Annotated in this window: 21 protein-coding genes; 14 read left to right on the top strand and 7 right to left on the bottom strand. The window is 67.3% G+C overall.

Annotation, left to right across the window (positions count from 1 at the left end; translation table 11 throughout):
- Window positions 1-6: 6 nt before the first annotated feature.
- The gene (locus AC5P9I_RS20320) at window positions 7-306 is read left to right on the top strand and encodes a HigA family addiction module antitoxin (RefSeq protein ID WP_049439995.1); all 300 of its coding nucleotides are present in this window, start codon (window positions 7-9) and stop codon (window positions 304-306) included.
- A 40-nt stretch (window positions 307-346) separates the two neighbouring features.
- On the opposite strand, the gene AC5P9I_RS20315 is transcribed toward AC5P9I_RS20320, so the two are convergent.
- A complete protein-coding gene (locus tag AC5P9I_RS20315) occupies window positions 347-949 on the bottom strand; it encodes a lipocalin family protein (RefSeq protein WP_049464637.1) in 603 nt (200 codons plus the stop codon).
- Between the two features lie 128 nt (window positions 950-1077).
- Here AC5P9I_RS20315 and AC5P9I_RS20310 point away from each other — a divergent pair, with 128 nt between their 5' ends.
- Window positions 1078-1401, top strand: a complete 324-nt coding sequence (locus tag AC5P9I_RS20310) for a hypothetical protein (RefSeq protein WP_103282036.1) — start codon at window positions 1078-1080, stop codon at window positions 1399-1401.
- Between the two features lie 69 nt (window positions 1402-1470).
- Entirely contained in the window at window positions 1471-3567 is a 2097-nt protein-coding gene (locus AC5P9I_RS20305; protein ID WP_064239222.1) for a prolyl oligopeptidase family serine peptidase, read from the top strand.
- Between the two features lie 124 nt (window positions 3568-3691).
- Here AC5P9I_RS20305 and AC5P9I_RS20300 read toward each other — a convergent pair whose 3' ends face one another.
- Complete coding sequence (locus tag AC5P9I_RS20300) at window positions 3692-4879, bottom strand: pyridoxal phosphate-dependent aminotransferase (RefSeq protein ID WP_064239221.1); 1188 nt, start codon at window positions 4877-4879, stop codon at window positions 3692-3694.
- Window positions 4880-5120: 241 nt separating this feature from the next.
- Between AC5P9I_RS20300 and AC5P9I_RS20295 the strand changes: the two genes are divergently transcribed.
- The 8 genes from AC5P9I_RS20295 (at window position 5121) to hslU (ending at window position 12608) form a co-directional block, all read left to right on the top strand.
- Window positions 5121-7232, top strand: coding sequence for a S9 family peptidase (locus tag AC5P9I_RS20295; protein ID WP_049464659.1), 2112 nt, complete (start codon window positions 5121-5123; stop codon window positions 7230-7232).
- 53 nt (window positions 7233-7285) lie between these two features.
- On the top strand, window positions 7286-7711 hold the full coding sequence (locus tag AC5P9I_RS20290; RefSeq protein WP_049464629.1) for a YbaN family protein: 426 nt from the start codon (window positions 7286-7288) through the stop codon (window positions 7709-7711).
- Between the two features lie 82 nt (window positions 7712-7793).
- Complete coding sequence (lptM, locus tag AC5P9I_RS20285) at window positions 7794-8066, top strand: LPS translocon maturation chaperone LptM (protein ID WP_049464627.1); 273 nt, start codon at window positions 7794-7796, stop codon at window positions 8064-8066.
- Window positions 8059-8910 (top strand): diaminopimelate epimerase, encoded by an 852-nt coding sequence (dapF, locus tag AC5P9I_RS20280; protein ID WP_049464625.1) that lies wholly within the window; start codon window positions 8059-8061, stop codon window positions 8908-8910. Before lptM ends, dapF begins: the two co-directional genes overlap by 8 nt.
- Complete coding sequence (locus tag AC5P9I_RS20275) at window positions 8907-9581, top strand: DUF484 family protein (protein WP_049464623.1); 675 nt, start codon at window positions 8907-8909, stop codon at window positions 9579-9581. Before dapF ends, AC5P9I_RS20275 begins: the two co-directional genes overlap by 4 nt.
- A gap of 16 nt (window positions 9582-9597) precedes the next feature.
- Window positions 9598-10494 (top strand): tyrosine recombinase XerC, encoded by an 897-nt coding sequence (gene xerC / locus AC5P9I_RS20270; protein WP_049464621.1) that lies wholly within the window; start codon window positions 9598-9600, stop codon window positions 10492-10494.
- 85 nt (window positions 10495-10579) lie between these two features.
- Window positions 10580-11131 (top strand): ATP-dependent protease subunit HslV, encoded by a 552-nt coding sequence (gene hslV, locus AC5P9I_RS20265; RefSeq protein ID WP_049464619.1) that lies wholly within the window; start codon window positions 10580-10582, stop codon window positions 11129-11131.
- Between the two features lie 103 nt (window positions 11132-11234).
- A complete protein-coding gene (hslU, locus tag AC5P9I_RS20260; RefSeq protein ID WP_049464617.1) occupies window positions 11235-12608 on the top strand; it encodes an ATP-dependent protease ATPase subunit HslU in 1374 nt (457 codons plus the stop codon).
- 96 nt (window positions 12609-12704) lie between these two features.
- Here hslU and AC5P9I_RS20255 read toward each other — a convergent pair whose 3' ends face one another.
- Window positions 12705-13697 (bottom strand): Gfo/Idh/MocA family protein, encoded by a 993-nt coding sequence (locus AC5P9I_RS20255; RefSeq protein WP_130768213.1) that lies wholly within the window; start codon window positions 13695-13697, stop codon window positions 12705-12707.
- Between the two features lie 45 nt (window positions 13698-13742).
- Window positions 13743-14402, bottom strand: a complete 660-nt coding sequence (smeT, locus tag AC5P9I_RS20250) for an efflux transporter SmeDEF transcriptional repressor SmeT (RefSeq protein ID WP_005411090.1) — start codon at window positions 14400-14402, stop codon at window positions 13743-13745.
- A gap of 208 nt (window positions 14403-14610) precedes the next feature.
- Between smeT and smeD the strand changes: the two genes are divergently transcribed.
- From smeD to smeF, 3 genes are all read left to right on the top strand, one after another.
- Window positions 14611-15795, top strand: coding sequence for a multidrug efflux RND transporter periplasmic adaptor subunit SmeD (gene smeD / locus AC5P9I_RS20245; protein WP_049464611.1), 1185 nt, complete (start codon window positions 14611-14613; stop codon window positions 15793-15795).
- Between the two features lie 12 nt (window positions 15796-15807).
- Window positions 15808-18930, top strand: coding sequence for a multidrug efflux RND transporter permease subunit SmeE (smeE, locus tag AC5P9I_RS20240; RefSeq protein ID WP_049464609.1), 3123 nt, complete (start codon window positions 15808-15810; stop codon window positions 18928-18930).
- 109 nt (window positions 18931-19039) lie between these two features.
- Complete coding sequence (smeF, locus tag AC5P9I_RS20235; protein ID WP_130768212.1) at window positions 19040-20440, top strand: multidrug efflux RND transporter outer membrane subunit SmeF; 1401 nt, start codon at window positions 19040-19042, stop codon at window positions 20438-20440.
- A gap of 79 nt (window positions 20441-20519) precedes the next feature.
- Here smeF and AC5P9I_RS20230 read toward each other — a convergent pair whose 3' ends face one another.
- The 3 genes from AC5P9I_RS20230 to AC5P9I_RS20220 all read right to left on the bottom strand — a co-directional run bounded on the left by AC5P9I_RS20230 (window position 20520) and on the right by AC5P9I_RS20220 (window position 21681).
- The gene (locus tag AC5P9I_RS20230) at window positions 20520-20942 is read right to left on the bottom strand and encodes a low affinity iron permease family protein (RefSeq protein ID WP_049464604.1); all 423 of its coding nucleotides are present in this window, start codon (window positions 20940-20942) and stop codon (window positions 20520-20522) included.
- A 77-nt stretch (window positions 20943-21019) separates the two neighbouring features.
- Entirely contained in the window at window positions 21020-21346 is a 327-nt protein-coding gene (locus tag AC5P9I_RS20225) for a hypothetical protein (RefSeq protein WP_049464602.1), read from the bottom strand.
- A 74-nt stretch (window positions 21347-21420) separates the two neighbouring features.
- Window positions 21421-21681 carry a hypothetical protein gene (locus tag AC5P9I_RS20220; protein WP_049464600.1) on the bottom strand — a complete coding sequence of 87 codons (261 nt, stop codon included), beginning with the start codon at window positions 21679-21681 and terminating at the stop codon, window positions 21421-21423.
- Between the last annotated feature and the right edge of the window lie 12 nt (window positions 21682-21693).

The raw sequence follows: 21693 nt of genomic DNA, 5'->3' as shown, positions 1-21693 counted from the left end.
CCCGCCATGAAGCGTCCCCACAACGGCATGCGCGCCATCCATCCTGGCGAGATCCTGCGCGAAGAGTTTCTGCTGCCCCTGTCGCTGAGCGTGAATGCGCTGGCGAAGGCGCTGGATGTTCCCGCAACGCGGCTGCACGCCATCGTCCACGGTCAGCGCAGCATCTCGGCGGACACGGCAGCGCGGTTGGCACGGCATTTCGGCGGGGATGCCGCTTCCTGGCTTGCGATGCAGGCGGCCTACGATCTCAAGACATTGCCAACACGCAGCGAGATCGAACGCCGCGTACAGCCTCGGGCGGCATGAATCCTGGACGCGCGGCCCCGGATCCGCGCCCACGATCCGGTCAACGCGCGTTCGGTACTTCGTAGCCCAGCTTGCCGACCTGCTCCGGGTGCTGCGGCACGCGCTTGAGCTTGTCGGTGTTTACCCCGTACTCGTCACGCAGGCGCTCGGCCAGCTCCTTGTACAGGGCTTTGTCCATGTCCGGCGTGCGCGAGAAGATCCAGGCCATCTCACGGCCCGGATAACCGATCAGCGCCCACGAGTAATCCGGGGCGACTTCCAGTACCCGCGAATGGGTGGGCACCACGCGGTAGAACCAGGTGCGCCAGCCGTGGTTGCCGCTGTCCGGGTCGACGCTGGCGCGCGCGCGCACTTCCTGCAGCGGTTCGCCGAAGCCATCGCGGTAACGGTAGGTGATGCCGACCTTGTGCGCGTCGCGCAGTTCGTACTCGTTGACGCTGGCCACGTGCCCGCGCTCGATGAAGTTCGGCACGCGGCCGATCACGTACCAGGTGCCCATGAAGCGCTTCAGGTCGATCGGTGCATCCGGATCGGCGGCGCGCGGGACGCTGGCACGGGGTGATGGCGGCTCACCGGCCGCCATGGCGGGACCCGCCAGGGACAGGGCCAGCAACACGGCGCAGAGCGGGCGGATCGAAGTCATGCGGGAGCGGGCTCAGGAGGGCTTTGCCTGAGCATGGTCGACTGAGCGTGCGCGATCCGTCAATGGTGTCGCAACCTGTGAGAAGGGGCTTGCCCAAGCTGTGTTGCATTGTCTACCGGAGAAGCCCCATGAACGCACGTTCCGTCCGTCGCCCTGCAACTGAACGCATTGTCGAACGCGCCGACCCGCGCCTGCTGCGTGGCGTGCGGCAGCTGGCCCTGGCCGGGCTGGCGCTGGTGCTGGTCTGGCCGGCGGCACGTGGCAACAGCACGTGGCTGGGCTGGCTGCCGATGTGGCTGGTGGGCATGCCGCTGGTGGCCTGGTGGGCGCTGCTGCGCTTTCCACTGCCGCGCCTGTCAGGGCTGCGGCTGGCGCGGCGTACCGGTGGACAGGCGCGGCGCAGGCCTGTTCCGGCCTCGCGTGGCCGGCGCAGCCCGGCCGCCACGGCCTGACCTTCGACACGGGGGAGGCCACGACATTCCGTGCTAGCGTTCCACGGCTTATGACTGCCTGGAGCTGCAATGTCACGACTCGCTTCCGCCTGCCTGCTGGCCGGCATGATGACCGCTGCCTCGGTGGGGACCGCCGTGGCCGCTGAAGACACCGATCGCTACGCCTGGCTGGAGGACGTCACCGGCGACAAGCCGCTGTCCTGGGTCAAGGAACAGAATGCCAAGTCCGAGGCGCGCCTGGCGCAGACCCCGGCCTTCAAGCAGATGGAGACCCGCATCCGCGAGGTGCTCGACTCCGATGCCAAGATTCCCGGCGTGCAGAAGATCGGTGACTACTACTACAACTTCTGGAAGGACCAGCAGCACGAGCGCGGCCTGTGGCGGCGCACCACCCTGGCCGAGTACCGCAAGGCCTCGCCGCAGTGGGAGACCGTGCTCGACCTGGATGCACTGAACAAGGCCGAGGGTGAGAACTGGGTCTGGCACGGCGCCGACTGCCTGCGCCCGGATTACAGCCGCTGCCTGATCGCGCTGTCGCGCGGCGGTGCCGACGCCGACGTGACCCGCGAGTTCGACCTGGCCAACAAGACCTGGATCAAGGACGGCTTCTTCCGTCCGGAGTCGAAGGGCGGCCTCAACTGGGTCGATCGCGACACCGTGTTCGTCTACACCGACTTCGGTGCCGGCTCGATGACCACCTCCGGCTACCCGCGCGTGGCCAAGCTGTGGAAGCGCGGCACGCCGATGGCCTCGGCCACCGTGGTGTATGAAGGCAAGCCGGAGGACATGTACATCGCGGCGATGCACGATGACACCCCGGGCTTCGAACGCAACCTGGTCAGCCGCACCCTGGCGTTCTACAACAACGAGATCTACCTGCGCGGCGACGACGGCACGCTGACCAAGATCGACGCGCCGAATTCGGCCGAGAAGGGCCTGCACAAGCAGTGGCTGACCCTGGAGCTGCGCGATCCGTGGACCGTGGGCGGCAAGACGTACGCGTCCGGTTCGCTGCTGGCGACGAAGCTGGATGACTTCCTGGCCGGCAAGCGCGAGTTCGACGTGCTGTTCACCCCGACCGCGACCACCTCGCTGGCCAGCGCCACCTGGACCAAGAACCACCTGGTGCTGAATGTGCTGGACGACGTCAAGAACCGCCTGTCGGTGCTGACCCCGGGCGCCAATGGCTGGCAGACCAGCCGCTTCGTGGGCGCGCCGGCCTTTGGCACGCTGGGCGTGGCGGCCGTGGACAGCAACGACAGCGATGCGGTGTGGCTGACTGCAACCGACTACCTGACCCCGACCACGCTGGCCCTGGCCGAGATCGGCCAGGCACCGGAAACGCTGAAGACCATGCCGGCCTTCTTCGATGCCAAGGGCAAGGTGATCGAGCAGCACTTCGCCACCAGCAAGGACGGCACCCGCGTGCCGTACTTCGTGGTGCACGACAGGGCGATGAAGCTCGATGGCTCCAATCCGACGTTGCTGTACGGCTACGGTGGCTTCGAGATCTCGCTGACCCCGAGCTATTCCGGTGGCATGGGCCGCGCCTGGCTGGAGAAGGGCGGTGTGTATGTGGTCGCCAACATCCGCGGCGGCGGCGAGTACGGCCCGCGCTGGCACCAGGCGGCGCTGAAGCAGAACCGTCACAAGGCCTATGAAGACATGGCTGCGGTGGCGCGGGACCTGGTCAAGCGCAAGATCACCAGCGCCAAGCACCTGGGCGTGCAGGGCGGCAGCAACGGTGGCCTGCTGACCGGCAACATGCTGACCCAGTACCCGGAACTGTTCGGTGCGGTGGTGGTGCAGGTGCCGCTGCTGGACATGAAGCGCTACAGCCATCTGTTGGCTGGCGCCTCGTGGATGGCCGAGTACGGCAACCCGGATACCAGCGACTGGGAGTTCATCAAGACCTTCTCGCCGTACCACCTGTTCAACGCGAAGAAGAACTACCCGCCGGTGCTGTTCACCACCTCGACCCGCGACGACCGCGTGCACCCGGGCCACGCCCGCAAGATGGCCGCGAAGATGATCGACGCCGGCAAGGACGTGACCTACTACGAGAACATCGAAGGGGGCCACGGCGGCGCCGCCAACAACGCGCAGGCCGCGCACATGTCGGCGCTGGCCTACAGCTTCCTGTGGGAGCGGCTGGGCGGCAAGTAAGCAGAACGGAAAACGCCGCCCGAGGGCGGCGCTTTTCTTTGCCGGTAGTGCCGGCCGCTGGCCGGCAACTGCATCATTCACGCATTCCGGGGTTGCCGGCCAGCGGCCGGCACTACCGTCAACGTTATCCCTGCCAGCGCTTCAACCCGCGCGCGATACGCGCCACCGCCTCCTGCAACCGGGGTACTTCCTGCGTGTACGCCAGCCGCACGTGCTGGTTGGCGCGATGGAAGCCGAAATCCAGGCCCGGGGTGAACGCCACGTGCTCGGTTTCCAGGAAGTGGGCGCAGAACGCCTGCGCATCGTCGGTGAATGCGCTGACGTCGGCGTACAGGTAGAACGCGCCCTGCGGCTCGACCTCGATACGGAAGCCCAGCTCACGCAGCGCGGGCAGCAGGAAGTCGCGACGCTGGCGGAACGCTTCGCGACGCTGCTCGAAGATCGCCATCGATTCTTCGCTGAAACACGCCAGCGCGGCGTGCTGGGCGATGCTGGAGGCGCTGATGTACAGGTTCTGCGCCAGCTTCTCCAGGTCCGGTACCGCTGCCGGGGGTGCCACCAGCCAGCCCAGCCGCCAGCCGGTCATGCCGAAGTACTTGGAGAAACTGTTCAGCACGAACGCGCTGTCGTCCACCTGCAGCACGCTGGGTGCATCCAGGCCGTAGGTCAGGCCGTGGTAGATCTCGTCCACCACCAGGTGGCCGCCCCGCGCGTGCAGGGCCTGCGACAGTGCCGCCAGTTCGTCGGCGGCAAGCACGGTGCCGGTGGGGTTGGCCGGCGAGGCGACCAGCGCGCCGACGCTGTCGGCGTTCCAGTGCTGTTCGACCAGGGAGGGGGTGAGCTGGTAGGCCGTGTCCGGGCCAACCGGCACCAGTTGCGCGCCGCCTTCCACCAGGCGCAGGAAATGACGGTTGCACGGATAACCGGGGTCGGCCAGCAGCCAGTGGCGCCCGGGGTCGACCAGCAGGCTGCTGGCCAGCAGCAGCGCACCGGAGCCGCCCGGAGTGACCAGGATGCGTTCAGGGTCGATGTCCAGCCCGTAGTGGCTGCGATAGAAGCCGCTGATCGCCTGGCGCAGCGCCGGCAGGCCGCGTGCAGCGGTGTAGCGGGTATGGCCGGCGGCCAATGCGGCCTGGCCGGCACGCACGACCGGTTCGGCCGTGGTGAAGTCCGGCTCGCCGATTTCCAGGTGGATCACATCGTGGCCGGCCTGTTCCAGCGCCTGCGCGCGGGCCAGCAGGGACATCACGTGGAACGGGGCGATTTCATGGCTGCGCCGGCTGTAGCCCGGCGGGTGGGGCAGGGTGCTCATGTGCCCATGGTACGCCGCGCACCGGGGTCACGCGCTCTGGTAGTGCCGGCCGCTGGCCGGCAACCTCACGGCCTGCGGGTGGGTCGGTTGCCGGCCTGCGGCCGGCACTACCGGCAGGCATGGCCACCATGACGATCCGCAGGGTTGCCGCGTTGCCGGGATTGGGGTCAGATCCCCTTTCGGGAAAACGGATGTGTCCCCGCCGAAGACCATTGCATTGATGCGCCAGGAACCCTATTTCATGAAGTCCACCCTCTGCCTGTTGCTCGCCAGCCTGATGACCACGACTGCTACCGCCGCCACTCCGCCCGTTCCGCCGGATGCCGCCAGGCATCCGCATGTGGTCAAGGCGCCGTTCGGCGCGACCCGCAACGATGACTATTACTGGCTGCGCGACGACAAGCGCGAGAACAAGGACATGCTGGCTTACCTGCAGGCCGAGAATGCCTACGCGGACCAGGTGCTGGCGCCGCTCAAGCCGCTCGAAGACACCCTCTACAAGGAGATCGTCGGCCGCATCAAGCAGGATGATTCCAGCGTGCCGGCGCGCGAGCGCGGCTACTGGTATTACAGCCGCTTCGAGACCGGCCAGGACTATCCGATCCACGCGCGCCGCAAGGGCAGCATGGAGGCCGCCGAGGAGATCCTGCTGAACGTCAACGCCATGGCCGCCGGCAAGGGCTATTTCAGCGTCGGCTCGATGGAAGTGAGCCAGGACAACCAGCTGCTGGCCTGGGCCGATGATGATGTCGGCCGCCGCCAGTACACGATCCGCTTCAAGGACCTGCGCACCGGCCAGGTGCTGCCCGATGTGATCACCGGCAGCTCCGGCGACCTGGTCTGGGCCGACGACAACCGCACCGTGCTGTACGTCGAGAACGATCCGGAAACGCTGCTGACCGTGCGGGTGAAAAAGCACGTGCTGGGCACCCCGGTCAGCGCCGACACCGTGGTCTACGAAGAACAGGACGACAGCTTCTACATGGGCATCGGCCGCACCCGCGACGATCGCTTCATCACCATCGGCGTGCACAGCACGGTGTCGTCGGAAGAGCGCTACGCGCCGGCCAGCGATCCGACCACGTTCACCGTGCTGGCCCCGCGCCAGCGCGACGTCGAATACGACGCCGACCACTACGACGGCCGCTGGGTGATCCGCACCAACGACGGTGCGAAGAATTTCAAGCTGGTCACTGCGCCGACCGATGCCACCTCGCGCGCGCAATGGAAGGATTGGATCGCGCACGACGATGCGGTGTTCATCGAGGGCTTTGAACTGTTCGATGCGTACACCGCCATCGCCGAACGTTCCGAGGGCCTGGAGCGTATCCGCCTGCTGTTCAAGGATGGCCGCAGCGACTACGTGAAGGCTGATGAGCCGGCGTATTCGATGGGCCTGGGCGACAACACCGAGGCCGACACGCCGTGGCTGCGCTATGTCTACACCTCGATGACCACCCCGACCACCGTGTTCGAACTGAACACCGCCACCGGTGAGCGCCGCCAACTGAAGGTGCAGCCGGTGATCGGCTATGACGCCTCGAAGTACGAAACCGATCGCGTCTGGATCACCGCGCGTGATGGGGTGAAGGTGCCGGTGTCGCTGGTCTACCGCAAGGGCTACCAGAAGGATGGCAAGGGCGCGCTGTTCCAGTACGCCTACGGCAGCTACGGCATGTCGATGGACCCGTACTTCAACCAGACGGCGGTCAGCCTGCTCGATCGTGGCGTGGTGTATGCCATCGCCCACATCCGCGGTGGCCAGGAAATGGGCCGCGACTGGTACGAGAACGGCAAGCTGCTGCACAAGCAGAACACCTTCAACGACTTCATCGATGTCACCCGCGGCCTGGTCGCGCAGGGTTGGGCGGCGAAGGATCGCGTCGCCGCGTCCGGCGGCAGCGCCGGTGGCCTGCTGATGGGCGCGGTGGCCAACCAGGCGCCGCAGGATTACCGGGTGATGGTGGCGCAGGTGCCGTTCGTCGACGTGGTCACCACCATGCTCGACCCGACCATTCCGCTGACCACCAACGAGTACGACGAGTGGGGCAACCCGGAACAGAAACAGTATTACGACTACATGCTGTCCTACTCGCCCTACGACAACGTGAAGCGGCAGGCCTACCCGGCGCTGTTCGTGGGCACCGGCCTGTGGGATTCGCAGGTGCAGTACTGGGAGCCGGCCAAGTGGGTGGCCAGGCTGCGGGATGACAACACCGGCCACTACCCGATCCTGTTCCGCACCAACATGGAAGCCGGCCACGGCGGCAAGTCGGGGCGCTTCCAGCGCTACCGCGAGCTGTCCGAGTCGTACGCATTCGTGCTGCAGCAGCTGGGCATCGCCCAGCCCTGAGCGTGAAGGGGTGCCGGGCATTCCCGGCGCCCCGAACCGGTATCCTTGCGGCCATGAGCCTGCCCGAACCACCAGCCTCCGGCGATAGCGCTGTGCCGCCACGCGTGGTGCGTTTCCGCTGGGCGTGGTGGCTGCTGGCCTACGTCAGCCTGGGCACCGGCATCGTCGGCATCTTCGTGCCGGGCCTTCCCACCACCGTGTTCATCCTGATCTCGGCGTGGGCTGCCTCGCGCGGATCCGAGCGCCTGCACACCTGGCTGCTGCAGCATCCGCGCTTCGGCCCGGCCATCGCCAACTGGCAGGCTCACGGGGCGGTCAGCCGCTACGGCAAGTGGATGGCCACGATCACCATGGCCGTGTGCGCCTGCATCATGCTGTGGTGCGTGCCGATCGCGTGGGTGAAGTGGTTCTCGATCGGCAGCATGACCGTGGTGGCGATCTGGCTGTGGACCCGGCCACTGCCGCCCCCCGCGGATTGAGCACCGGCGGTAGTGCCGGCCGCTGGCCGGCAACCCGATCCCCTGCACCAACCGCTCAGCCGCCAATGGCTATACTCGGGGCATGAAGATCCCCCATCGAAACGCCATCCTGATTCCGCTGGCAGCGGCCTCGCTGCTGTTCCTCGTCGCCTGCGGCAACAAGGGCCCGCTGGTACTGCCGCAGAAGCCGGTGCCGGTGGAAGAGACCGTCGAACCGGCAGCTGAGCCCGCCACCGAGGCGACCCCGGCGCAGACCCAGGGCACCGCTACCCCGGCCACCACCGTGGACCCGGCTGCACCGACCACCCAGCCGGCACCCGCGCCGGAGAAGAAGGCGGGCAGCGGGAATGAGTAAGGCCGGTTCCAGGGCCCTGCGCTTCAGCAAGATGCATGGCGCGGGCAATGATTTCGTAGTGATTGATCTGCGTGACGGCACCGCGCCGCCCACGCCTGAACTAGCCGCGCGCCTGGCCGACCGCCACATCGGCGTCGGCTGCGACCAGATCCTGACCATCGAGGCGGCGCGTGCGGACGGTTCGGTGGCCTCGTACCGCATCTGGAATGCCGACGGTTCCAACTCCGAACAGTGCGGCAACGGTGCGCGCTGCATCGCGGCCTGGCTGGTGCGCGAAGGCAGTGCGCAAGGCGATACATTCGTCATCGACAGCCCGTTGGCCAGCCATGAAGTGAAGGTGCTGGGCGGTGGCCAGTTCGCCGTGACCATGGGGGTGCCCGCGTTCGAGCCGGCCAACGTACCGCTGGTGGGCTTTGCCCACCCGCGCGAGGAATACCTGCTGCCGCTGCAGGGCGAGAGCGTACGCTTCGCCGCAGTGTCGATGGGCAACCCGCATGCCGTGATCGAAGTGGGCCTGATCGATGCCGCACCGGTCGAGCGCGTGGGTGCGCTGCTGCAGCAGCACGCGTCGTTCCCGAGGTCGGTGAACGTGGGCTTTGCCCAGGTCATGGGCCCGGCGCACGCCCGCCTGCGCGTGTTCGAGCGCGGCGTCGGCGAAACCCTGGCCTGCGGCAGTGGCGCCTGCGCCGCCGCGGTGACCCTGATGCAGCGCGGCCGCCTGCAGCGGGATGCCCGCATCAGCCTGCCCGGCGGCGACCTGCGCATCCAGTGGCCGGGCGAGGGCCAGCCGGTGGTGATGGCCGGCCCGACCGCATTCGTCTTCGAAGGGGAGTGGGTGGCATGACCGAAACCGTCGACAAGCTCGGGGCCCATGAAGTCGCTGCCTGGTTGCGGCGTCATCCGGGCTTCCTCAAGCAGTTCCCGGACCTGGCGCTGACCCTGGTGGTGCCGCGTGATGATGGCCCGACCGCGTCGCTGGCCAGCTACCAGCTGGAAGTGCTGCGCGAGAAGAACCGCGAGCTGGCGCGACGGTTGGCCGACCTGGGCGCGACCGCCCAGGTCAATGAACGGCTGGCGGTGCGTACGCACCAGCTGACCCTGGCACTGATGAAGCAGGACAGCGCGGCTGACACCCTGCGCGCGATGGCCGCATCGCTGCAGGAAGACTTCGCCGGCGACCTGGTGCGGCTGGTGGTACATGCGCCGGTGGCCGGGCTGGAGCAGGCCGACTGGCTGCAGGTGATCGCTGCCGATGATCCGCAGCTGGGGCCGTTCCGCGACTGCCTGAAGGACGGCGAGCCGATCTGCGGCCGCCTGCAGCCGGAAAAGAACGCCGTGCTGTACGGCGCGCGCAGCGAGGAAGTGCAGACCACCGCGCTGCTGCCACTGCCGGGGGTGGGCCTGATCGCGGTCGGCAGCCACGACCCGAACCGCTTCTACCCGGGCATGGGCACGTTGTTCCTGCGCATGATGGGCGACGCCCTGGCCACTGGCCTGAAGCGCTTCGCGGGCTGAGCAGGGTACGACGGCGATGAGCGCGGTACAGGCCTTCCTGCAGCACCTGCAGGTGGAGCGGCGGATGTCGGCGCATACGCTGGATGCCTACCGCCGCGACCTGGACGCGCTGTCGGCCTGGGCCGAGCCGCGCGGCGTGGCCGTGGAAGCACTGGATGCCGATGCGTTGCGCCAGTTCGTGGCCGATGAGCATCGCCGCGGGCTGTCGGCCAAGAGCCTGCAGCGCCGCCTGTCGGCCTGCCGAAGCTTCTACGCCTGGCTGCTCAAGCACGGACGCGTCGAGGCCAGCCCGGCGGCGACGTTGAAGGCCCCGCGCGCGCCGCGCCGCTTGCCGCAGGTTCTCGATGCCGATGAGGCCGTGCAGCTGGTCGAGCTGGAGCCGGACGGCGACCTCGGCCGCCGTGACCGCGCGCTGCTGGAGCTGTTCTATTCCTCGGGCCTGCGCCTGAGCGAAGTCTGCGCGCTGACCTGGCGCGATCTGGATTTCGACAGCGGCCTGGTCAACGTGCTGGGCAAGGGCAACCGCCAGCGCAGGGTGCCGTTCGGCCGGCCGGCGCGCGAAGCGCTGCACGCCTGGCGCGCGGAAAGTGGTGGCGGCCCGGCTTCGCCGGTATTTCCCGGCCGCAACGGGCCGATCAGCCCGCGTGCGGTACAGATCCGCATCCGCCAGCTGGCGCAGCGCCAGGGCCTGTTCAAGCAGGTGCACCCGCACATGCTGCGGCACAGTTTTGCCAGCCACATCCTGGAATCGTCCGGTGACCTGCGCGGCGTGCAGGAACTGCTCGGCCACGCCGACATCGCTACCACGCAGATCTACACCCACCTCGATTTCCAGCACCTGGCCAAGGTCTACGACGCCGCGCATCCGCGCGCGAAGCGCCGACGCAGCAACGACGGCAGCGGAGAAAGCTGAACGTTGCCCCTGCGGCAGCCGGTCGCGGGTGGCTTGAAGGGCGCAGCGCAGTCCCCACCTCTGGTTCTGTCACCCCGGAGGCATCATGGACCCCAGTCAGAACCCCAACGTTTTCCACGCCACCACCATCGTCTGCGTCCGTCGCGGCGAGCACGTGGCCATCGCCGGCGACGGCCAGGTCACGCTGGGCCACACCGTGATGAAGGGCAATGCACGCAAGGTGCGCCGCCTTGGCCGCGACGGCCAGGTGCTGGCCGGCTTCGCCGGTGCGGCCGCCGATGCCTTCACCCTGTTCGAGCTGTTCGAGGCCAAGCTGGAGAAGCACGGCCAGTTGCAGCGCGCGGCGGTCGAACTGGCCAAGGATTGGCGCACCGAGCGCCGCCTCGGCAAGCTTGAAGCCCTGTTGGCGGTGGCCGACAAGGAAACCTCGCTGATCATCAGCGGCACCGGCGATGTGATCGAGCCCGAGGACGGCATCATCGCCATCGGCTCTGGTGGCTCGTACGCGCTGTCTGCGGCGCGCGCGCTGATGGCACACACCGCACTGGATGCGCGCACCATTGCCAGCGAAGCGATCGGCATCGCCGGCGACATCTGCATCTACACCAACCGCAACGTGGTGGTCGAGGAGCTGTGAGGGTAGCGTCGGCCGCTGGCCGGCAACCTCATGCTCCCCCGCACGCGTGCCTGGTTGCCGGCAAGCGGCCGGCACTACCGACAAAGAATCCGTGAGCACATCCATGTCGAAGATCGAAGTTTCCTCCGCCACCATGACCCCGCGCGAGATCGTGCAGGAACTGGACCGGCACATCGTCGGCCAGCACGACGCCAAGCGCGCGGTGGCCATCGCCCTGCGCAACCGCTGGCGCCGCATGCAGCTGGTGCCCGAGCTGCGCAATGAAGTGATGCCGAAGAACATCCTGATGATCGGCCCGACCGGCGTCGGCAAGACCGAGATCGCGCGCCGCCTGGCCACGCTGGCCAACGCGCCGTTCGTGAAGGTCGAAGCGACCCGCTTCACCGAAGTCGGCTATGTCGGCAAGGACGTCGAGCAGATCATCCGCGACCTGGCCGATACCGCGGTCAAGCTGTATCGCGAACAGGCCAAGGTGCGCGTGCGCACCCAAGCCGAAGAGCGCGCCGAAGACCGCATCCTCGATGCACTGCTGCCGCGCCGCAGCGGCGGCATCGGTTTCGATCCGGAAGTGGCGCGCAACGAGCCGTCGGCGCAGGACAACGAGACCCGCATCAAGTTCCGCAAGATGCTGCGCAACGGCGAGCTGGACGAGCGCGAGATCGAGCTGGACCTGGCCGCCAACGTCAGCATGGACATCATGACCCCGCCGGGCATGGAGGAAATGGGCCAGCAGCTGAAGTCGATGTTCGCCAACCTGGGGGGCGGTGCGAAGGCGCACAAGCGCACGCTGACCATCAAGGCCGCGCGCCCGTTGCTGGTCGAGGAAGAGGCCGGCAAGCTGGTCAACGAGGACGACATCCGTACCGCCGCGATCGAGGCGTGCGAGCAGCATGGCATCGTCTTCATCGACGAGATCGACAAGGTCGCCAAGCGCGGTGACAACGTGGGCGGTGGTGATGTATCGCGCGAAGGCGTGCAGCGTGACCTGCTGCCGCTGGTGGAAGGCTCCAACGTGTCCACCAAGTACGGCACGATCAAGACCGACCACATCCTGTTCATCGCGTCGGGCGCGTTCCACCTGGCCAAGCCCAGCGACCTGATTCCGGAACTGCAGGGTCGTTTCCCGATCCGCGTTGAACTGGGTGCGCTGAGCAAGCATGACTTCGTGCGCATCCTGACCGAACCGAAGGCCGCGCTGACCAAGCAGTACGAAGCACTGCTGGCCACCGAAGGGGTCAAGGTCAGCTTCACCGCCGATGCCATCGACCGCCTGGCCGAGATCGCCTTCCAGGTGAACGAGCGCCAGGAGAACATCGGTGCCCGCCGCCTGCACACCGTGCTGGAGCGCCTGCTGGATTCACTCAGCTACGAGGCACCGGACCGTGACGGTGAAAGCCTGGCGATCGACAGCGCCTACGTGGACAAGCACCTGGGCGAGCTGGTGCAGGATCCGGACCTGAGCCGCTACATCCTGTAACGCCCGATGGGTTCGGATCCCTCGCCGCGGCGAGGGCTCTGGCCCCGCCCGCTGCAACAGAAAAGGCCGCCGCAAGGCGGCCTTTTTCTTGTGCGGTCAGCGCGATGGCCGGGTGCGGTAGTCCCGCAGCACCTGGTCGATCACCGCACTGGTGCGCGCAGCGCTGGCGCCGGTCGAGGGCGAACGGCCGCTGCCACGCAGCTCGCCCACGAGGCGCGCGATCAACGGCTGCTGGATCGACGGCGGGTTCGGGATGTCGAAGGCCTGCACGCCCGCTTCGGTTTCCAGCACCACCGGTACATCCTCGAAGGTCGCAAAGCGCAGCTGGCCACGGTCGCCGGTGATCTCGACCTCATCCTGGCGACGGAACGCGCAGAAGCTCCATTGCGCGATGCCATGCACGCCTGGCCCGATGCGGAAGCACATCGAGACGCTGTCCTCGGCGGCGTAAGCGCCGGTCGACGAACTGGCCAGGCCGCGTACATCGCTCAGCGGCCCCAGCAGATGGTCGAGCAGGTCCAGCGTGTGCGAGCCCAGGTCGACGAACAGCCCGCCGCCAGCGATGGCGGGGTTGGTCCGCCAGAAATCCGGCGATGCGGCAGCCGCCGAATGCGGCCGGTGCAGGGTCGCGCGCACGCTGCGCGGCGTACCGATCGCGCCGCTGTCCAGCAGCTGCTTCACCTGCGCGAAACGGGGCAGGGCACGGCGGTAATAAGCCACGAACACCGGCACGCCGCAGCGCGCGCTGGCGTCCAGAACGCGTTCGCATTCGCCATGGTCCATTGCCATCGGCTTTTCGATGTAGACCGGCTTGCCTGCGGCGATCGCCTGCAATGCGTACTGCATGTGCGTGGAGGGTGGGGTGGCGACGTACACCGCGTTCACTTCAGGATCCGCGATCAGTGCATCGGCATCCGCGTACCAGCGCGCAATCGCGTGGCGGCGCGCATAGTCTTCGGCCAATGCGGCATTGCGGCGCATGACCGCCGCCACCCGCGAGCCGGGCGTACTGGCCAGCGCCGGACCGCTCTTCTTCTCGGTGACGCTGCCGCAGCCGATGAAGCCCCACACCACGTTGTCCAGGATCATCGATCTACCCTTGCAGGGGTGCTGCAGTGATGGGAGCAGCCTCGTTCACGCCTCGGGCAGCGGCTCGGGGACGGTGCCGGGAACGAACACGCCGTCCTTCACGTAGGCAGCCAGAGTCATGTCCAGCGCGAGCATGCCATCGCGCTTGAGGTCCATCAGGTCCGGTTCGACCATCGCGCCGTGCAGCACGCCCAGCACGGTGGCGTGCAGCATGCGTGCGGCGATCTTGGGGTCGGCACCCTCGCGCAGCTGGCCCAGGTCGCGGGCGCGGCGCAGCGCGCGCTCCATCCGGTCCAGCGCATCACGGAAGCCGGCCTGCTGCATTTCGGTCAGTACCCGGGTGTCGGCCGAGGCATCACTGCGCAGCATGATCTCCATGGTCTTGCGCAGGCGCTCGTCCTCGGACAGTTCGATGAACGAGTGGATCATCACCGCGCGCAGGTCGTGCACCGGGGTATCGCGCTGGTCGGTCGAGGTGCGCTCCAGCTCCTGCATGAAAGGCAGGTGCACGCGTTCGACGATCGCGGCCAGCACCTCGCTCTTGTTCTTGAAGTGCCAGTAGACCGCGCCGCGGGTGTAACCGGCGCGGGCACCGATCATCTCCAGCGTGGTCCGGGCCACGCCGTGTTCATGGAAGCAGGCTTCGGCGGCGTCAAGGATGCCTTCCCGGGTTGCCTGGGTGTCCTCTTTGGTCTTGCGGGCCATGGATGGGTACGAGTGCGGGTGAAACGTGGCTGAATTGTACCTGTTTACAAACAAACAAGCATGTATGTATATTTCGCTCCCATCATTCCCGCCGTGTACCTGGCAGGCCGCCCGTGGCTGCCGCCGCACGCCGGAGCGCGTTGCCGGCCGGCCCCACCGGTCGATATCAGCGCTTTTTGAGATTTCTTCCCCTGAGAGCCTTTCCGTCATGTTGCTGAGCCGAATCCGACCCATTGCGTTGTCGCTGGCGATCGCTGCGACCGTGGCTGCCTGTGGCGGCCAACCCCAGGCCCCCGAGCAGGGCCCGGGCGAGGTCAGCGTGGTCACCCTGAAGTCCGAGACCGTGGGCCTGACCCGCGAACTGCCGGGCCGTACCAATGCCTTCCTGGTTGCCGAAGTGCGCCCGCAGGTCAATGGCATCGTCGCCAAGCGCCTGTTCACCGAGGGCGGCATGGTCAAGGCCGGCGAGCCGCTGTACCAGCTCGACGACGCCAGCTACCGCGCCCAGGCCAACAACGCCCGCGCCCAGCTGGCCCGTGCCGAAGCCACCGCCAATGCCGCCCGCCTGAGCGCCAAGCGCATCACCGAGCTGGCCAAGGTCGATGCGGTCAGCCAGCAGGACCTGGAAAACGCCGTGGCCGCGCAGAAGCAGGCCGAAGCGGACGTCGGTGCCGCCAAGGCCTCGCTGGATGCGGCCAACGTCACCCTGGGCTACGCCCGCATCACTGCGCCGATCAGCGGCCGCATCGGCAAGTCCAGCGTCACCCAGGGCGCGCTGGTCAGCGCCGGTCAGGCCAATGCACTGGCCACGGTGCAGCAGCTGGACCCGATCTATGTCGACCTGACCCAGTCTTCGGCCGAGCTGCTGCAGCTGCGCCGCGAACTGGCTGCCGGCCGCCTGCAGGACAACCAGACCCTCCCGGTCAGCATCCTGATGGAAGACGGCAGCACCTTCGAGCACAAGGGCACGCTGGAGTTCTCCGAAGTCAGCGTCGATCCGACCACCGGCAGCTTCGGCCTGCGCGTGAAGGTGGACAACCCGGACGGCCTGCTGATGCCGGGCATGTACGTGCGTGCGGTGATCGGCGGCGGCGTGCGCAGCGATGCGGTGCTGGTGCCGATGCAGGGCATCGCCCGCGACCCGAAGGGCGACACCACCGCGATGGTGGTCGGCAAGGACAACAAGGTCGAAGTGCGCCCGGTCAAGGTCAGCCGCACGGTCGGCGACAAGTGGCTGGTCGAGGACGGCCTGAAGGCCGGCGACAAGGTCATCGTCGAAGGCCTGCAGAAGATCGGCCCCGGCATGCCGGTCAAGGCCACCGAGAAGGGCGCAGCTCCGGCCACGACGGCAGCGACCGCCCAGCCTGCCGCCCCGGCCGGCGACGCGAAGTAAGCGGAGAACCCCATGGCACGCTTTTTCATCGATCGACCCATCTTTGCGTGGGTGATCGCCATCATCATCATGCTCGCCGGCGGCCTGGCCCTGTTCAAGCTGCCGGTCTCGATGTATCCCAACGTCGCACCGCCGGCGGTGGAAATCAGCGCCACCTACCCGGGGGCGTCGGCCAAGGTGGTCGAGGACTCGGTGACGCAGATCATCGAGCAGAACATGAAGGGCCTTGATGGCCTGATCTACTTCTCCTCCAACAGCTCGTCCAACGGCCAGGCCACCATCACCCTGACCTTCGAGAGCGGCACCAACCCGGACATCGCCCAGGTGCAGGTGCAGAACAAGCTGCAGCTGGCCATGCCGCTGCTGCCGCAGGAAGTGCAGCGGCAGGGCATCAACGTGGCCAAGTCCAGCTCGGGCTTCCTGAACGTCATCGCGTTCGTGTCCGAGAATGGCAGCATGGACGCCAACGACATCGCCGACTACGTCGGTTCCAATGTCGTCGACCGCCTGAGCCGCGTGCCGGGCGTGGGCAACATCCAGGTGTTCGGCGGCAAGTACGCCATGCGCATCTGGCTGGACCCGAACAAGCTGCACACCTATGGCCTGTCAGTGCCGGAAGTGACCGCTGCGATCAAGGCGCAGAATGCCCAGGTAGCGATCGGCCAGCTCGGCGGTGCGCCATCGGTGAAGGGCCAGCAGCTCAACGCCACCATCAACGCGCAGTCGCGCCTGCAGACGCCGGAACAGTTCCGCAACATCATCGTGCGCGGCGCGCAGGACGGTGCCGAGCTGCGCCTGGGCGACGTTGCCCGTGTCGAACTGGGTGCCGAATCCTATGACTTCGTCACCCGTTACAACGGACAGCCGGCCAGCGGCCTGGCGGTCACCCTGGCCACCGGCGCCAACGCGCTGGACACCGCCGCAGGCGTGAACGCTGCGCTGGAGGACATGAAGAGCTTCTTCCCGGCCGGGTTGAAGGCCGAGGTCCCGTACGACACCACCCCGTTCGTGCGCGTGTCGATCAAGGGCGTGGTGCAGACCCTGATCGAAGCGATCGTGCTGGTGTTCGTGGTGATGTACCTGTTCCTGCAGAACTTCCGCGCCACCCTGATCCCGACCATCGCGGTGCCGGTGGTGCTGCTGGGTACGTTCGGCGTGCTGGCGATGCTGGGCTTCTCGGTGAACATGCTGACCATGTTCGCGATGGTGCTGGCGATCGGCCTGCTGGTGGACGATGCCATCGTGGTGGTGGAGAACGTCGAGCGCATCATGTCCGAGGAAGGACTGTCGCCGCTTGAAGCGACCCGCAAGTCGATGGGCCAGATTACCGGTGCGCTGGTCGGCATCGGCCTGGTGCTGTCGGCGGTGTTCGTGCCGATGGCCTTCATGAGCGGCTCCACCGGCGTGATCTACCGCCAGTTCTCGGCCACGATCGTCTCGGCGATGGCGCTGTCGGTGCTGGTCGCGATCGTGCTGACCCCGGCGCTGTGCGCGACCCTGCTCAAGCCGCTGAAGAAGGGCGAGCACCACGTCGCCCACCGTGGCCTGGCCGGTCGCTTCTTCAATGGCTTCAACCGCGGCTTCGACCGCACCAGCGAACGCTACCAGCGCGGCGTGCGCGGCATCATCCACCGTCCCTGGCGCTTCATGGGAATCGTGGCGGCGCTGTTCGTGCTGATGGGCGTGCTGTTCGTGCGCCTGCCCAGCTCGTTCCTGCCCAACGAGGACCAGGGCGTGCTGATGGCGCTGGTGCAGGCGCCGGTCGGCGCCACCCAGGAACGCACGCTGGAATCGATCGCGGCACTGGAAAACCACTTCCTGCAGAACGAGAAGGACGCGGTGGACTCGGTGTTCTCGGTGCAGGGCTTCAGCTTCGCCGGCATGGGCCAGAACGCGGGCATGGCGTTCGTCAAGCTGAAGGACTGGAGCGAACGTGACGCCAACAATGGCGTGATGCCGATCACCGGCCGCGCGATGGCGGCACTGGGCCAGATCAAGGATGCCTTCATCTTCGCCTTCCCGCCGCCGGCCATTCCGGAACTGGGTACCGCCTCGGGCTACACCTTCTTCCTGAAGGACAACAGTGGCCAGGGCCACGAGGCCCTGGTGGCCGCGCGCAACCAGCTGCTTGGCCTTGCCGCCGGCAGCAAGAAGCTGGCCAACGTGCGCCCGAACGGCCAGGAAGACACGCCGCAGTTCCGCATCGACATCGACGCAGCCAAGGCAACCTCGCTGGGGCTGTCGATCGACCAGATCAACGGCACGCTGGCGGCCGCATGGGGCAGTTCGTACATCGATGACTTCGTCGATCGCGGCCGCGTCAAGCGCGTGTTCGTGCAGGCCGACCAGGCGTTCCGCATGGTGCCGGAGGACTTCGATCTCTGGTCCGTGAAGAACGACAAGGGCGAGATGGTGCCGTTCAGCGCCTTTGCCACCAAGCACTGGGACTACGGCTCGCCGCGCCTGGAGCGCTACAACGGCGTATCGGCAATGGAAATCCAGGGTGAACCGGCCCCGGGTGTTGCCTCCGGTGATGCCATGGCCGAAATCGAGCAGCTGGCCAAGCAGTTGCCGGCAGGCTTCGGTATCGAGTGGACGGCGATGTCCTACCAAGAGCGCCAGGCCGGCTCGCAGACGCCGCTGCTGTACACGCTGTCGCTGATGATCGTGTTCCTGTGCCTGGCCGCGATGTACGAAAGCTGGAGCGTGCCGACCGCAGTGCTGCTGGCCGCCCCGCTGGGCATCCTCGGTGCCGTGCTGGCCAACACCTTCAAGGGCCTGGAGCGCGACATCTACTTCCAGGTGGCGATGCTGACCACGGTGGGCCTGACCAGCAAGAACGCGATCCTGATCGTCGAGTTCGCCAAGGAAAACCTGGAGAAGGGCGCCAGCCTGGTCGACGCGATCATGCACGCCGTGCGCGACCGCCTGCGCCCGATCGTGATGACTTCGCTGGCCTTCGGCATGGGCGTGGTACCGCTGGCGATTTCCAGCGGTGCCGGCTCCGGCGCCAAGCAGGCGATCGGCACCGGCGTGCTGGGCGGCATGATCGTCGGCACCGTGCTCGGCGTGTTCTTCGTGCCGCTGTTCTTCGTGGTGGTGCAGCGCGTGTTCAAGCGCAAGTCCGCGACGTAAGCGAATCGGTAGTGCCGGCCGCTGGCCGGCACCTACTGCTTGCTTGATGTGAATCCAACGAGGTTGCCGGCCAGCGGCCGGCACTACCTCCTGCCATCCGGCAGTACCGATGGAAGCCATTCCCATGAAAAGTGCATCCCTGTTCCTCTCCATTGCCGCCGCGCTCGCGCTCGCCGGCTGCTCCACCCTGGCGCCGAAGGACACCGCCGTCGCGCCGGCCATCCCGGCGCAGTGGCCGGCCGAGGCCGCGCAGGGCCAGGTCGCCGATGTCGCCGCCGTCGGCTGGCGCGACTTCTTCACTGATCGGCGCCTGCAGCAGGTGATCGAGCAGTCGCTGCAGAACAACCGCGACCTGCGCGTGGCCGTGCTCAACGTCGAACGCGCGCGGGGGCAGTACCGCGTGCAGCGTGCCGACCGCGTGCCCGGCGTGGCCGTGACCGGGCAGATGCAGCGCCAGGGCACCGACGCCGGCGTCACCGAGCAGTTCACCGCCGGTGTTGGCGTGGCCGAGTTCGAGCTGGACCTGTTCGGCCGCGTCCGCAACCTCAGCGAAGCGGCGCTGCAGCAGTACTTCGCCGTGGCCGCCAACCGCCGCAACGCGCAGCTGAGCCTTGTGGCCGAGACCGCCACCGCGTGGCTGACCTATGGTGCCGATGCGCAGCAGCTGAAGATTGCCGAGGCCACGCTGAAGACCTACGAGGATTCGCTGCGCCTGGCCGAGGCACGCCACGAACGCGGTGGCAGCTCCGCCCTGGAGCTGACCCAGACCCGCACCCTGGTCGAGACCGCACGCACCGATGCCGCGCGCCTGCGCGGGCAGCTGGCCCAGGACCGCAATGCGCTGGCGCTGCTGGCCGGTGGCCAGCTGGATCCGGCATTGCTGCCGGACAGCATCGGCCCGCAGCTGCTCGCGCTGGCACCGCCGCCGGCGGGCCTGCCCAGCGACGTGCTGCTGCAGCGCCCGGACATCATGGCCGCCGAGCACCAGCTGCTGGCCGCCAACGCCAACATCGGCGCCGCACGTGCGGCGTTCTTCCCGAGCATTTCGCTGACCGGCAGCATCGGCAGTGGCTCGACCGAACTGTCCAACCTGTTCGACAGCGGCACCCGCGTGTGGAGCTTCCTGCCGAAGATCACCCTGCCGATCTTCCAGGGCGGCAAGCTGCGCGCCAACCTCGCCATTGCCAATGCCGACCGCGATATCGCGCTGGCGCAGTACGAGAAGGCGATCCAGGTGGGCTTCCGCGAAACCGCCGACGCGCTGGCGCTGAACGTCAGCCTGGACGAGCAGGTCAGCGCGCAGCAGCGCCTGGTGGAGGCGGCCGAGCAGGCCAATCGCCTGTCGCAGGCGCGCTATGACGCCGGGTTGGACAGCTTCGTGACCCTGCTCGACGCACGGCGCACCGCCTACAACGCGCAGCAGACCCAGCTGCAGGCCCAGCTGGCGCAGCAGTCCAACCGCATCACCCTGTACAAGGTGCTGGGCGGTGGCTGGCACGAGCGCGGCTGAAGGACAGCCGGCCAGCGGCCGGCTCTACCTTGATGATCGAGGGTAGTGCCGGCCGCTGGCCGGCAGTGTCACTACAGGGCTAGACCGCTTCGTCGTCACGCCGCGCGGCGTGGCAGGCCCGGACGCGCGCCAGCGCGTCGCCAGCTTCGCGTGCCATCTGCTCGTACTCGCGCCGGATTTCTTCCAGCCGCTCCTCGTCCAGTTCTTCCAGGTCCAGGAGCTCGTTGTTGGCCTCGCTGGTCGCGCGGATCAGCTCGTCCAGCTTGATCTGCATCGCGGCAGTGTCCGCGTTCTGCGTGTGCTGGATCAGGAACACCATCAGGAACGTGATGATGGTGGTGCCGGTGTTGATCACCAGCTGCCAGGTGTCGTTGAAGCCGAACACCGGACCGCTGATGCCCCAGACCACTACGATGGTCACGGCGGCCAGGAAGGTCCAGGGCGAGCCGGTGGCTGCCGCGGCCTTCTTGGCGATGGTGTTGAACAGGTTGCGTGCTTTCATCGTCGTCCGTCCCACTCAGGTGACGAGGATGATCGGTAGTGGCTCGTGCAGGGACCGTGCAGCCGCTTCGCCGCAGCTCAGGCGCGCAGGCGCGGCGCGTCCTGCAGGCGTACCGGGCTGCTCTGGTAGACGTGCTGCCAGCAACGGTCGACGAATTCGCGGGCCTGGGCTTCGCTCAGGCGGGGCATGATCTGCAGGGCGTACTGGGTCTGGAACATCTCGTCGCGCTGCGCATTGCTGGCGCGCGGCTGGGTGATCAGCGAATCACAGGCGAACTTGATCCACGGCACGTAGGAGCCGAACGAGTTGTGCGGCAGCGCGCCGTCGGCATGCTGGCGGCGCCAGTGATCAAGCTCGGCGTCAACGTTGATGACCGGGGGAATGGCGGGAACTTCAGCGTGCATGTCGATCCAATCGGTTGAGGTGGATGGGAGTGGGGGGTGATCGCAGTGTGGCGTATGCGCCGGTGCATGCCGTGTCAGCGGGATGTGGAGCCGGCGTTGCGATTGCCTATGAGCTGCGCATGCTCGACGGCGCCGAGGTCTTCGGCCATGTCGGCCATGGCGTTGCACAGGCGCTCATGCTCCAGCGGATGGCTGCGCGCCAGTTCCAGCTGCAGCCCCTGGTAGGCGGTCCAGAACAATGCACCGCGCCGATGCAGCGCGAACTGGTGCTGCAGGCGGTCGCGGATCGGGGCAAGAATCGGGTCTGGCGTAGGGCGTACGGCGTGCGCGCACATGGCTGGCTCCGC

Source organism: Stenotrophomonas sp. YJH_SMC_29 (assembly GCF_059371235.1).
Note: the sequence above shows the minus strand (reverse complement) of the source record. Positions and strands in the feature narration are given on the sequence as shown.

Coding starts and splice junctions, on each gene's coding strand:
- AC5P9I_RS20320 (WP_049439995.1), top strand. CDS start 7: ATGAAGCGTCCCCACAACGGCATGCGCGCCATCCATCCTGGCGAGATC.
- AC5P9I_RS20315 (WP_049464637.1), bottom strand. CDS start 949: ATGACTTCGATCCGCCCGCTCTGCGCCGTGTTGCTGGCCCTGTCCCTG.
- AC5P9I_RS20310 (WP_103282036.1), top strand. CDS start 1,078: ATGAACGCACGTTCCGTCCGTCGCCCTGCAACTGAACGCATTGTCGAA.
- AC5P9I_RS20305 (WP_064239222.1), top strand. CDS start 1,471: ATGTCACGACTCGCTTCCGCCTGCCTGCTGGCCGGCATGATGACCGCT.
- AC5P9I_RS20300 (WP_064239221.1), bottom strand. CDS start 4,879: ATGAGCACCCTGCCCCACCCGCCGGGCTACAGCCGGCGCAGCCATGAA.
- AC5P9I_RS20295 (WP_049464659.1), top strand. CDS start 5,121: ATGAAGTCCACCCTCTGCCTGTTGCTCGCCAGCCTGATGACCACGACT.
- AC5P9I_RS20290 (WP_049464629.1), top strand. CDS start 7,286: ATGAGCCTGCCCGAACCACCAGCCTCCGGCGATAGCGCTGTGCCGCCA.
- lptM (WP_049464627.1), top strand. CDS start 7,794: ATGAAGATCCCCCATCGAAACGCCATCCTGATTCCGCTGGCAGCGGCC.
- dapF (WP_049464625.1), top strand. CDS start 8,059: ATGAGTAAGGCCGGTTCCAGGGCCCTGCGCTTCAGCAAGATGCATGGC.
- AC5P9I_RS20275 (WP_049464623.1), top strand. CDS start 8,907: ATGACCGAAACCGTCGACAAGCTCGGGGCCCATGAAGTCGCTGCCTGG.
- xerC (WP_049464621.1), top strand. CDS start 9,598: ATGAGCGCGGTACAGGCCTTCCTGCAGCACCTGCAGGTGGAGCGGCGG.
- hslV (WP_049464619.1), top strand. CDS start 10,580: ATGGACCCCAGTCAGAACCCCAACGTTTTCCACGCCACCACCATCGTC.
- hslU (WP_049464617.1), top strand. CDS start 11,235: ATGTCGAAGATCGAAGTTTCCTCCGCCACCATGACCCCGCGCGAGATC.
- AC5P9I_RS20255 (WP_130768213.1), bottom strand. CDS start 13,697: ATGATCCTGGACAACGTGGTGTGGGGCTTCATCGGCTGCGGCAGCGTC.
- smeT (WP_005411090.1), bottom strand. CDS start 14,402: ATGGCCCGCAAGACCAAAGAGGACACCCAGGCAACCCGGGAAGGCATC.
- smeD (WP_049464611.1), top strand. CDS start 14,611: ATGTTGCTGAGCCGAATCCGACCCATTGCGTTGTCGCTGGCGATCGCT.
- smeE (WP_049464609.1), top strand. CDS start 15,808: ATGGCACGCTTTTTCATCGATCGACCCATCTTTGCGTGGGTGATCGCC.
- smeF (WP_130768212.1), top strand. CDS start 19,040: ATGGAAGCCATTCCCATGAAAAGTGCATCCCTGTTCCTCTCCATTGCC.
- AC5P9I_RS20230 (WP_049464604.1), bottom strand. CDS start 20,942: ATGAAAGCACGCAACCTGTTCAACACCATCGCCAAGAAGGCCGCGGCA.
- AC5P9I_RS20225 (WP_049464602.1), bottom strand. CDS start 21,346: ATGCACGCTGAAGTTCCCGCCATTCCCCCGGTCATCAACGTTGACGCC.
- AC5P9I_RS20220 (WP_049464600.1), bottom strand. CDS start 21,681: ATGTGCGCGCACGCCGTACGCCCTACGCCAGACCCGATTCTTGCCCCG.